General features: G+C 61.0%; 12 protein-coding genes. 11 read left to right on the top strand and 1 reads right to left on the bottom strand.

Annotation, left to right across the window (positions count from 1 at the left end; all coding sequences use genetic code 11):
* Positions 1-78: 78 nt before the first annotated feature.
* Entirely contained in the window at positions 79-723 is a 645-nt protein-coding gene (locus B149_RS0109930) for a cysteine hydrolase family protein (RefSeq protein WP_018125040.1), read from the bottom strand.
* Positions 724-817: 94 nt separating this feature from the next.
* Between B149_RS0109930 and B149_RS0109925 the strand changes: the two genes are divergently transcribed.
* From B149_RS0109925 to B149_RS0109875, 11 genes are all read left to right on the top strand, one after another.
* On the top strand, positions 818-1,783 hold the full coding sequence (locus B149_RS0109925) for a D-2-hydroxyacid dehydrogenase (protein ID WP_018125039.1): 966 nt from the start codon (positions 818-820) through the stop codon (positions 1,781-1,783).
* 86 nt (positions 1,784-1,869) lie between these two features.
* The gene (locus tag B149_RS0109920; RefSeq protein ID WP_018125038.1) at positions 1,870-2,235 is read left to right on the top strand and encodes a SpoIIAA family protein; all 366 of its coding nucleotides are present in this window, start codon (positions 1,870-1,872) and stop codon (positions 2,233-2,235) included.
* 106 nt (positions 2,236-2,341) lie between these two features.
* A complete protein-coding gene (locus tag B149_RS0109915; RefSeq protein WP_018125037.1) occupies positions 2,342-3,226 on the top strand; it encodes a universal stress protein in 885 nt (294 codons plus the stop codon).
* 78 nt (positions 3,227-3,304) lie between these two features.
* A complete protein-coding gene (locus B149_RS0109910; RefSeq protein WP_018125036.1) occupies positions 3,305-3,874 on the top strand; it encodes a manganese efflux pump MntP in 570 nt (189 codons plus the stop codon).
* A 271-nt stretch (positions 3,875-4,145) separates the two neighbouring features.
* Positions 4,146-4,757 carry a TetR/AcrR family transcriptional regulator gene (locus B149_RS0109905; RefSeq protein ID WP_018125035.1) on the top strand — a complete coding sequence of 204 codons (612 nt, stop codon included), beginning with the start codon at positions 4,146-4,148 and terminating at the stop codon, positions 4,755-4,757.
* A complete protein-coding gene (locus B149_RS0109900; RefSeq protein WP_018125034.1) occupies positions 4,751-6,874 on the top strand; it encodes a SulP family inorganic anion transporter in 2,124 nt (707 codons plus the stop codon). Before B149_RS0109905 ends, B149_RS0109900 begins: the two co-directional genes overlap by 7 nt.
* Before the next feature lie 15 nt (positions 6,875-6,889).
* Positions 6,890-8,092 carry a response regulator gene (locus B149_RS0109895; protein ID WP_018125033.1) on the top strand — a complete coding sequence of 401 codons (1,203 nt, stop codon included), beginning with the start codon at positions 6,890-6,892 and terminating at the stop codon, positions 8,090-8,092.
* A 21-nt stretch (positions 8,093-8,113) separates the two neighbouring features.
* The gene (locus tag B149_RS0109890) at positions 8,114-9,850 is read left to right on the top strand and encodes a sensor histidine kinase (RefSeq protein WP_018125032.1); all 1,737 of its coding nucleotides are present in this window, start codon (positions 8,114-8,116) and stop codon (positions 9,848-9,850) included.
* On the top strand, positions 9,847-10,191 hold the full coding sequence (locus tag B149_RS0109885) for a response regulator (protein ID WP_018125031.1): 345 nt from the start codon (positions 9,847-9,849) through the stop codon (positions 10,189-10,191). Before B149_RS0109890 ends, B149_RS0109885 begins: the two co-directional genes overlap by 4 nt.
* 19 nt (positions 10,192-10,210) lie before the next feature.
* Positions 10,211-10,828, top strand: a complete 618-nt coding sequence (locus tag B149_RS17945) for an ATP-binding protein (protein ID WP_018125030.1) — start codon at positions 10,211-10,213, stop codon at positions 10,826-10,828.
* Positions 10,829-10,855: 27 nt separating this feature from the next.
* Positions 10,856-11,284, top strand: coding sequence for a response regulator (locus B149_RS0109875; protein WP_018125029.1), 429 nt, complete (start codon positions 10,856-10,858; stop codon positions 11,282-11,284).
* Positions 11,285-11,332 lie beyond the last annotated feature (48 nt).

Below are 11,332 nucleotides of genomic sequence, written 5' to 3'. Positions count from 1 at the left end.
CGCCGCATGTGCCGGTGGTACAAAGAAACGGCATGGAAAACAATCACGAAGGATTGCACAGGCCGTCATGGGGAAAGATTACTTGATCGCTTCGGCCACTTCGTCCGCCGTCAGCACGGAGCAGCCGACCTTGGTCAGGTCGTCGCAGTCCTTGTCCGTGATGCCCGCGATGCAGTCGCGCACGGCGACCACGCGGTAGTCGAGGCTGATGGCGTCGTAGATGGTCTGGCGGATGCAGTTGGGAAACCATGTGCCGGTGACGAGCACGGTCTCGGCCAGCGTATCGAGGATGCGCCATTCGAGCTGGGTCTTGAAGAAGGCGCTCCACGACGGCTTGTAGAGAATGCTTTCGTTGGCACCGAGGGAGATCGGCTCACCGTAAATGAGTTCCCCATGGTCCACTTTCGCCCCTTCGGGAAGAAGCCCTTCGGCAACCTGCGCGCCCCAAGTGCCCGGAACAACAAGCTCTCCGCCGGAGCGAAGGAAGGTCCGGCGACCACGTTCCGCGTTGCCGCCGTCCGGATGATACAGCCGCACCACGTGCGCCACGGGCTTTTCGGCCTCCCGAAACGACCCCACGAGATCTGCGGTTCTCGGCAGGATTTCAAGAGCCTGTTCGGAAGAGGCTGTCCCCTCCGGCTGAACGAAATCGTTCTGCATGTCCACGACCACCAGCACGCAGGATCCGAAATCCGGCCTTGTATGTTCATCCGTTAAAAGCATTTCGCTTCATTAGCATCGGCGCAGGGGAACCGCAATGGTCTGGCGTTCGCATCCCGCCGGTGCTAGGCTCCGGCAAAAGACAAGGAGCATCACCATGAAAATAGTCGTATTGGATGGATATACACTGAATCCCGGGGACAACCCGTGGGACGAGATCGAAACGCTTGGCACGCTGGAAGTGCACGACAGGACCCCTCACAACGAGATCGCACAGCGCGCAGCCGGGGCCGATGTGATCCTGACCAACAAGACCAAACTGCCCGCCGAGATTCTCGACGAGTTGCCCGAGCTGAAATACATCTCAGTGCTCGCCACCGGGTACGATGTGGTGGATGTCAAGGCCGCGGCCGCTCGCGGCATTGCGGTTTCCAACGTGCCGGGATACTCCACCCCGGCCGTGGCGCAACACGTCATGGCCCTGCTGTTGGAGCTTGCCTCCCGCCCCGGCGACTATGACACTTCCACCAAAAACGGCGACTGGTCAGGCCAGCCGGATTTCTGCAACATCGCCTTCGGCCAGACGGAGCTTGCCGGAAAGACCCTCGGCATCATCGGTTTTGGCGGCATCGGCCAGGAAGCCGCGCGCCTCGGCCACGCCTTCGGCATGAGGATTCTTGCCCATGCCCCCCGCCCCAAGCCGCAGCCGCAGTGGGGAACCGTGGAGTTTGCGGACCTCGGCACGGTCTTCGCCGAGTCCGACGCCATCTCCCTGCACTGCCCGCAGACCGAGGAGAACAAGGAATTCGTCAATGCCGCCCTGCTGGCCCGCATGAAGCCTTCCGCGTTTATCATCAACACGGCGCGCGGAACGCTTATCAATGAAGGCGACCTCGCAAAGGCCCTTGAAGCGGGCACCATCGCCGGAGCCGGGCTGGACGTGCTGGCGCAGGAGCCGCCCGCAAAGGACAACCCGCTGATGCGCGCACCCAATTGCCTGATCACCCCGCACGTGGCATGGGCCACGCTGGAGTCCAGACAGCGGCTCATGAGGATGACCGCCGACAACATCCGCGCCTTTGCAAATGGAGCCCCGACCAACGTGGTCAACGGCGTCTCCTGAGCACGGCGAAGCCTTGCGCGCAGTGCCGCCCCGTGTCATACAATCGGACTGAATCGAAACGTCCGACCCATGACACGGGGGCAGGCATGATACGCATATTGGAACGCTCCGGCGAACGGACCATCGGCCTCGACTGCGACGGCACCATCTCTCTTTCTCGCTTCAACGAGGTGCTTCCGACCATTGAGAAAGCCATCGAAAAGCACGGCACCATCAACATGCTTTTCGTCATCAAGAACATTCGCGGCTACGGCTTCAAGGAGTTCGCAGCGGACGTGAGCTTCTGTCTCAGGCACTGGAACGACATCGATCGCCTCGCCGTGGTCAGCAACCGCGACTGGTGGAAGGCGGCCACGAGCGTGGAGAACCTGCTCACGCCGTGGGAAGAACGGTATTTCGACCTTCACGAGATCGACGAAGCATGGCGCTGGATCGAAGGCGAAGAAGACTGATTCACCTCACGCATGGCAAAAGTCGCGTATTCCCGCAGCGGGAAACGCTTCCGATTTTCGGACACTTGTGTATGATGTCAGGTAGCATACCATCCCGGAGGGACCCGTGAAGAAGAATATACTTGTCACCGTTTCGGACGAGGCCAGCGCGTCCTACTCCCTGCGCTTCGTCCGCAGCATCTTCGAAGATTTCTGCGATATCGAACTGACCCTCATGTACATCGCGCCCATGTCGGCCTCATGGCAGTCCACAGGTCCGGACGCGATGCTCGACGCTTCGGAACGGCAAAAGATGGACCGCATCAAGAAAAGCAAGGGGCACGCCACCCTCAGCACCGCCAGCGAATGGATGCACGACATCGCCGGATGCAGCCTCGATAACGTCAAGACCAAGATCGTTCCCAGCCGCAAGGGCACCGTGCGCGAGATCATCGACGAATCCCGCAAGGGCCTGTACGACTGCACAGTCCTTGGCCGCAAGGCGTACACCTGGTTCGAGGAACTCTTCGAGGACAGCGTCTCCCATGGCCTGCTCTGGCGCGACATCGACTTTCCCATCTGGATTTGCAAGCGCCCGCCCGAGGAACCGCGCAAGGACGTCCTGCTCTGCGTGGACGGTTCCGAACCCTCCATGCGCATGGCGGACCACGTCGGCTACATGCTTCAGGGACAGGACCGGCACTCCATCACATTGGCCCACGTGGCGGAAAAACAGCTCGACTTCGGCGGCGAGGTGGACGAGATGTTCTCCCGTGCAACCGACCTGCTTCGCGAAAACGGCATCCCCGAAGAGCGCATCGAATACAAGGTGATGCGGTCCGACAACGTGGCGCGCGCCATCATGCGTGAAAACGGCGACGGACGATACGCCGCCATCGCGCTGGGCAAGCGGGGAAACAAGCCCGGCACCATGGATACCTTCTTCCCCAGTTCCCTTTCCATCCGGCTGCTCCGGCTGCTGGATGAAACGGCTCTCTGGATCAGCAAGTAGCGATGGCATTCTCCCTCGGATGATTCGCAAAATCGCATCCTTGCCATCCCCAATGTTCCGTTCTATGAGATCCCCCTCATGAGCAACACGGAACTCATCATCATCGCCATCGCGCTGGCCATGGACGCCTTTGCCGTGGCCGTGGCGACCGGCGTGGCCCTCAAGCGCGTCAGTCCGCGCCAGACGTTTCGCCTGTCATGGCACTTCGGTCTGTTTCAGGGGATGATGCCCATCATCGGCTGGCTGCTCGGGGTCAAGGTCCGTACGTTCATCGAGGCTTTCGACCACTGGATCGCCTTTGCCCTGCTCGGCTACATCGGCATCAAGATGATCCGGGAAGCCTTTGAGGACGAGGCGGAGGAGCTCAAGGACCCCACCAAGGGCATGAGCCTGATAATGCTCTCCGTCGCCACCAGCATCGATGCGCTGGCCGTGGGCCTGAGCCTTTCGGTCCTCGGCATATCCGTGTGGTGGCCCGCGCTGGTCATCGGCCTCGTGGCACTGGGCTTCACCTTCATGGGGCTCCAGATAGGCAAACGCGCCGCCCGCGCCCGCCTGCTCAGCACATCTGCCGAAGTGGTCGGCGGCGTGGTCCTGCTCGCCATCGGCTTCAAGATTCTTTGGGACCATGGGGCCATACCGTATTAATACCATCGCTCAGATGTAATCGCCCCGACTCCCCCTTCCCCACTCCATTTCACTGATACCATTTGTCTTTTCCGGACCACCGGAAAAACGCAGCCTCTGCTCGAAAAGTCGCCCCACTGCTGGATAGCGACTTTTTTTGGGTCACAAGCGACCGTCTTTATTGTGAAACACGCTCCACCTTGAGAAAAATGTCACATGCGCTTGACAAACAATTTGCCGTTTCATAAACCGACTGAGTGCTCAGTCGGTTTTTTTACGAGGAGAATATTTGATGTCGAAGATGCCGAAGAAGAAGGAAGCCATCCTGAAGGCCGCCACGATGCTGTTCGCGAATAAGGGGTTCTCGGACACATCCATGCATGAGCTCTCCGAGCTCACCGGAGCGGCGGAAGGCACCATCTTCTACCACTTCAAAAACAAAGAGCATCTCTTGCTCACGATACTGGAGGACACCAACGACAGTATCGTGGAGGCGTTCGACAGGTTTCTTGACGGACGGGAGTTCGAGGACGGCATGCACATGGTGAAGGAAATGATCTCCTTCTACCTGTACCTTGCTGGGCTCATGGAATTCCAGTTTCTGCTGCTGCAAAGGCATTTCCTTTACCGCTTCGCGTTGGAGAACAAGGCTTTCCGGGAAAATCTGGAAGCCATCTACAACTGCATCGCGGACATGTTCGAGAAGGGAATCCTCAGGGGACAGCAGGACGGCTCCGTCGGCGACGTGCATCCGCGGAAAACCGCGCTCATGCTGTTCACCATGGTGGACGGTATGGTACGGTTCAAGAGCTTCAACCTCTACGACGCGGGAGCCCTGTTCAACGACCTGATGACCTCATGCGAGCGAATGCTCAAGCCTGATGGAGAAAATGCACCATGTTGAGCCGCATACTCCCATTCCTCGAGTGGTTCAAGGGGTATTCCCTGAGTGACCTGAGGACGGACGTTCTGGCGGGTGTGACCGTCGCACTTGTCCTGATTCCGCAGTCCATGGCGTACGCGCAGCTGGCCGGGCTGCCCGCATACTACGGACTCTACGCTTCCTTCCTGCCGCCGCTCGTCGCCGCCCTGTTCGGCTCCAGCCGCCAGCTGGCAACCGGCCCGGTGGCAGTGGTCTCGCTCATGACAGCCGCATCGCTGGAACCACTGGCTACCGCCGGCAGTGAAGGGTTCATCGCCTATGCCGTCATGCTCGCCTTCCTTGTGGGCGTGTTCCAGTTCCTGCTCGGCGTGCTCCGGCTCGGCCTTGTGGTGAACTTCCTGTCCCACCCGGTCGTCAACGGCTTCACCAACGCCGCGGCCATCATCATCGCCTCCTCCCAGCTTTCCAAGCTCTTCGGCGTGTACGTGGACAAGGCGGCCCATCACTATGAAACCATCATCCGCGTGGTGGAAAGCGCCTTCCATTACACCCACTGGCCCACACTGGCCATGGGCGCGCTCTCCATCGCCATCATGGTGGGCCTGAAGAAAATCAACCCGCGCATTCCCAATGTGCTCGTGGCGGTGGTCATCACCACCCTGCTCTCGTGGTCGCTGGGCTTCAACCACGACGCGCGCGTGGACGTCGCCTCCATCAAGTACCCCGAGTTCCGTGAAAAGGTTCAGGAATTCAACCAGACCGTCACGGCTATCCACCAGCTCGGCGAACAGCGTACCGGCATCAACGAGTCGCTGGATACCGCCAAGGAAAACAGCGACGCCATCGGTGTCATCGACGCCGAACACGATCTGAACGTCATCGCCACCAACATCGCCCGCCAGAAGCAGCACCAGCACGAGGTCCGCAGCTGGCTGCGCGATCAGCTCTTCACCGGCGTGGAAACCGGCGGCGGACTGGTCTTCTACCCGCAGAACAGCCTGCCCGCCGGAGCAGAAGGCGACGGCCGCACCTGGCGTCTGAAGATCGGCAACAGTCAGGTGGACACTTCCAACCTGAAGATGATGGGCGGCGGCGCGGTCGTCGGCACCATTCCGTCCGGTCTGCCCAAGCTGGCCATGCCGACCTTCGACTTCAAGATCATGCTGCGCCTGTTGCCGTTCGCCGCGATCATCTCGCTGCTCGGCTTCATGGAGGCCATCTCCATCGCCAAGGCCATGGCCGCCAAGACCGGCCAGCGCCTTGACCCGAACCAGGAACTCATCGGTCAGGGCCTTGCTAACATGGCCGGTGCATGCGGACAGAGCTACCCGACGTCCGGCTCCTTCTCCCGTTCCGCAGTCAACCTGCAGGCGGGCGCGGTCTCCGGACTCTCCAGTGTCGTGACCTCCCTTATGGTGGTCATCGTGCTGATGTTCTTTACGCCGCTGCTCTACCACCTCCCGCAGGCGGTGCTGGCATCCATCATCATGATGGCGGTCATCGGCCTCGTGAACGCCTCGGGCTTCATCCACGCATGGAAGGCCCAGTGGTACGACGGCGCCATCTCCGTCATCTCCTTCGTCTGCACGCTGGCCTTCGCGCCGCATCTGGACAAGGGCATCATGGTCGGTGTCGTCCTCTCGCTGGGCGTGTTCCTCTACAAGAACATGCGTCCGCGCGTCGCCACCCTCTCCCGGGCGGAAGACGAACACCTGCGCGATGCCACTGCCCACGGCCTCAGGGAATGCTCCCACGTGGCGGTGGTCCGCTTCGACGGCCCGCTGTTCTTTGCCAACGCGAGCTTCCTGGAAGACCAGATCACGGCCCGCATGATGGAAATGCCCAACCTCAAGCACATCATCATCGCCGCGGAAGGCATCAACGACATGGACGCCTCCGGCGAAGAAGCCCTGTCGCTGATCGTGGACCGCGTGCGCAGCGCCGGTCTGGACGTATCCCTCTCCGGCGTCAACGAATCGGTCATGGCCGTGCTGGAGCGCACCCACCTGCTGGAAAAGATCGGCGAGGACCACGTCTTCGCGAATACCGAAATGGCAGTCTGCGCAACGCATGAAACCGCACACAAGGGTGGCGACGAGAACGCCTGCCCCCTGACAACCGTGTGCCGACTCACGTAATAAAGGAGTAGTTCCATGAGCATCGCATGCCTCTTCAGCGGCCTGTACTGCGAGGCCGACGAGATCGCCTCCATCGTGCTGGACCGCACCGGCGCCCGCTCCGTGTCCGACCGTGAAGTCGTTGCCCGCGCAGCGTCCCTTTCCGGCATGGACGAGGACCGCATCGCCAAGGCGTTCTTCGCGGGAACGTCCATCTTCAACCGCTTCAGCCATGAGAAGGAACGCTCCGTCTCCTGGCTCAGGCTCGCCGCGGCCGAAATTCTGGCCGAAGGCGGCCCCATGGTCATGCATGGCTTCTCGGCCCAGCTTCCGCCGGAGTCCGTGAGCCACGTGCTGCGCACCTGCATCATCGCAGGCCTGCAGCACCGCGTGGACGTGGCGGAAAAGGCCGGGGTCACGCAGGCCGAAGCAAAGCGTCACATTCACAAGGGCGACGAGGACCGCGCCGAGTGGACCGAAGAAATCCGCGGCTCCAAGGACCCGTGGGACACTTCGCTCTACGATCTGGTCATCCCTGTGGACAAGACCGGCGTCGCCGACGCCGCCGAACAGATCCTCACCCAGCTGGCCAACCCGGCGGTGAAGCCCACGGCCTCCTCCGAGCGCGCCGTGCAGGACTTCCTGCTCGCGGCCCGGGTCGAGACCTTCCTCGGCTCCAACGGCCACCACGTGGAAGTGCACGCCAAAAATCAGGCCGTGACCATCATCATCCACAAGAACGTGCTCATGCTGGAACGGCTGGAACGCGAACTCAAGGAGCTCGCGGAGAAGGTCGAAGGCGTGAAGTCGGTGGAAACCAAGGTCGGCCCGGACTTCCACAAGTCCGACATCTACCGCAAGGTGGACTTCGAGGTGCCGAGCAAGGTGCTTCTCGTCGATGACGAACGCGAATTCGTCCAGACGCTCTCCGAGCGACTGCTCCTGCGTGACATGGGTTCCGCGGTGGCGTATGATGGGGAGTCGGCTCTGGACATCGTCTCCAACGACGATCCGGAAGTCATCGTGCTGGACCTCAAGATGCCCGGCATCGACGGCATCGAGGTACTGCGCCGCATCAAGGAGAACCGCCCCGAGGTGCAGGTGATCATCCTCACCGGCCACGGCTCCGAAGAAGATCGCGACGTGTGCATGAAGCTGGGCGCCTTCGCCTACCTGCACAAGCCGGTGGACATAGAGACCCTGAGCGAAACCATCAAGAAGGCCAACGAGGCCCGATAAGACAACACTGCAGAGGTTTTCGTGAAGTCCCTGAAAAACATGCTCATCCCGAAGTTCTGGCACGCCGAGACCGAAGGCGTGGGCACGGGACGCTGGTTCCTGAACTATCGCCGCGCCTGGGCGATAGCCGTGGGGCTGCTGGCATGCGTGGCAATCATCCCGCTGCTCTTCGTGGCTTCCATGGACTATCGCGCCACCCGCAACGCGATCATGAGCGAAAACCTCCTGCGGACCACCAGGACCACATCCAATACGCGCCGCGCGGTGAGCTTCTTCCTTGAAGAGCGCCGCGCGGCGCTTGCCCTGGTGACACGGACCGTGCCGGGCAACGACCTGATGAGCGCAAAGGGGCTTTCCAACATCCTCTCCGGCCTGCGCGAAGCCTTCGGCGGCTTCACGGACATCGGCCTCATCGACAACACCGGCACACAGGTCGCCTACGTGGGCCCTTTCGACCTTCAGGGAAAGGACTACAGCGACCAGCCATGGTTCAAGGAGACCCTGCAACAGGGTTCCTACATCAGCGACGTATTTCTCGGGTACAGGGATCTGCCCCACTTCGTTCTTGCCGTGCGGTTCACCATGGACAACGGAAACGAAGCCATCCTGCGTACCACCATCGACATCAGTCTTTTCAAGAATCTGCTCTCCGGACTCAACCTCTCCGGCGACGGCGACGCATTCATCGTCAACCGGCAGGGCGTTCTGCAGGTGCCTTCGCGCTACCACGGCGGGGTTCTGGAGCACATGGATCTTCCCATCCCGGAATACGCCCCAAGCACCCGCTCGCTGGTGCTCAAGAAGGACTCGGGCGATCCGCTCATCACCGGCTACGCCTACGTGGAGGGCACGCCCTTCATCGTGATGATCGTCAAGCGGCAGGCCATGCTCATGAATTCCATGCACGAGGCCGTGGAAGAGATTCTCTGGATTTCCGGCCTGAGCGGCGTCGTCATCATCGTGGTGATTCTCGCCGTGGCCACCTTCATGGTCGGCCGCATCTACGAGGCCGAGCTGACGCGGGTCAAGGCGCAGCGCCAGATGGAGCACGCCAACCGCATGGCCTCCATTGGCCGCCTCGCCGCAGGCGTGGCCCACGAGATCAACAACCCGCTGGCCATCATCAACGAAAAGGCCGGCCTGCTGCGGGACCTCTTCACCTTCCGGGAAGAGTACAAGGGCGACGACCGGCTCGTGCGCATGGTGGATTCCATCATCTCCTCTGTGGAGCGGTGCGGCACCATCACCAAGCGGTTGCTCGGATTCGCCCGGCAGGTGGATACGTTCATGGCTCCCCTGAACCTCGTGGGAGTCATCCGCGAAGTCCTGAGCTTCGTGCAGAAGGAAGCGGAATACCGCAGCATCGAGGTACAGATTCACACCGAAAACGAGTTGCCCACCGTGGTGTCCGACCGGGGCAAGTTGCAGCAGATATTCCTGAACCTGATCAACAACGCGTTTCAGGCCATGGATGACGGCGGCAGCCTCGACATCACCGTGCGCAGTATCGGGGAAGACACGGCCGAGCTGGTCTTCTCCGATGACGGGTGCGGCATCTCCCGCGAAAATCTGGAACGAATCTTCGAGCCGTTCTTCTCCACCAAGAAGCAGACCAGCGGCACCGGACTGGGGCTATCCATCACCTACGGGCTGGTCAACGAACTCGGCGGCGAGATGGAAGTTGTGAGCGAAGTGGGAACAGGGACGACCTTCATCATCCGGCTCCCGCTCAAAGACCAAGGCAAGGAACAGACGTGAAAATTCTTCTGGTAGACGACGAAGTCGAACTCATATCGGCACTGGCCGAGAGACTCTCCTTCCGTGGCATCGATGCGGACTGGGCAGACAACGGCGAGGACGCCATCGAACTGGCCCGCAACAACGAATACGAAGTGGCCGTGCTGGACGTGAAGATGCCCGGCATGAGCGGACTCGAACTGCAGGAACGCCTGGAGAAAATACGGCCCGGAATGCGGTACGTGTTCCTGTCCGGACACGGATCCCATCAAGATTTCCGCGAGGGGTCCGCCAAGGCCTCCTCGTACCTCATGAAGCCGGTCAACATCGATGAACTCATCGAACGGGTCAAACAGGCCTAGATCGGGAGGATGTGAGAATATGGATACAGTGAATTCCGAACGTGAACGGCTGCGTTTTTTCGGCCGGATCACGGCAGCGGCAACCCACGACCTCAAGAACGTCCTGGCCATCGTGAACGAAAACGCCGGGCTGCTCGAAGACCTTTGCGCTCTCGCCGAACGCGGGCAACTTACCCCTGACCGACTGACACACGCCAGCGGGAGGATACGGGAGCAGGTGAAACGGGGCGACGGCATCATGCGCCGCCTCAACGACTTCGCGCACAGCACGGATCACGATGCGTCTCAGGTGGACTTGGGGGAAGCGGCGCTTCTGGCGTCGGGTCTCTGCAACCGGGTGGCCAAGCTGCACGAAACCTCGATCAAGGTCGAAGCCGAAACGAGCACTTCGGTGACGGCATCGCGATTCGAGGTGATCCGGCTGGTCTGCGGACTCATCGAGGCCGCCGTGAAAGCGACCGGGACATCGGGAGGTGTGTCCGTAACCACCCAAGCCGGGCCGCCTTCGGTGGCCGTTGCGGCCCCCGAGGGAACGTCTGTGGAAACGGGGCCTCTGGCCCCCCTCGCGGAGAGCGTCGGAGCCGAGATCGTCAGCTCCGATCCCCATCACGTCGCTGTACGCTTCAGCGGCGCGTAACCACAACTCAAGCAAAAGGAGCCTGATATGTCAGAAAAGGTCCTTCTCATAGACGACGAACCGGAATTCCTGGAAACCATGAGCGAGCGCCTGCGCCTGCGCGGCATGGAAGTGGAAGCCTGCACCAGCATCTCCGAAGCGCTGGACATCATGGCCGACAAGCAGTTCGACGCCATCTTCCTCGACCTGCAGATGCCCGGCACCAACGGCATCGACAGCCTGAAGATGATCAAGAAGCTGCACCCGAGCCTGCAGGTCATCCTGCTGACCGGGCACGCCTCCGTGGAAAAGGGCATCGAGGCCATGAAGCTCGGCGCCATGGACTTCATCGAGAAGCCCGCGGACATCGACGTGCTCAGCGAAAAGGTCAGGAAGGCTCAGGCCAAGAAGATGCTGCTCGTCGAAGAGGCCACCGAGGAACGTATCCATGACATCCTTCACGGACGCGCCTGGTAGCTGACGCTTTTGCCGATCGGTTTCGCGGAGTCCCGGTGGCTCCGCGAG

Source organism: Desulfovibrio oxyclinae DSM 11498 (assembly GCF_000375485.1).
Taxonomy (GTDB): Bacteria; Desulfobacterota; Desulfovibrionia; order Desulfovibrionales; family Desulfovibrionaceae; genus Pseudodesulfovibrio; species Pseudodesulfovibrio oxyclinae.
The sequence above is the reverse complement of the archived record's forward strand: the minus strand, read 5'-3'. Positions and strand labels throughout refer to the sequence as shown.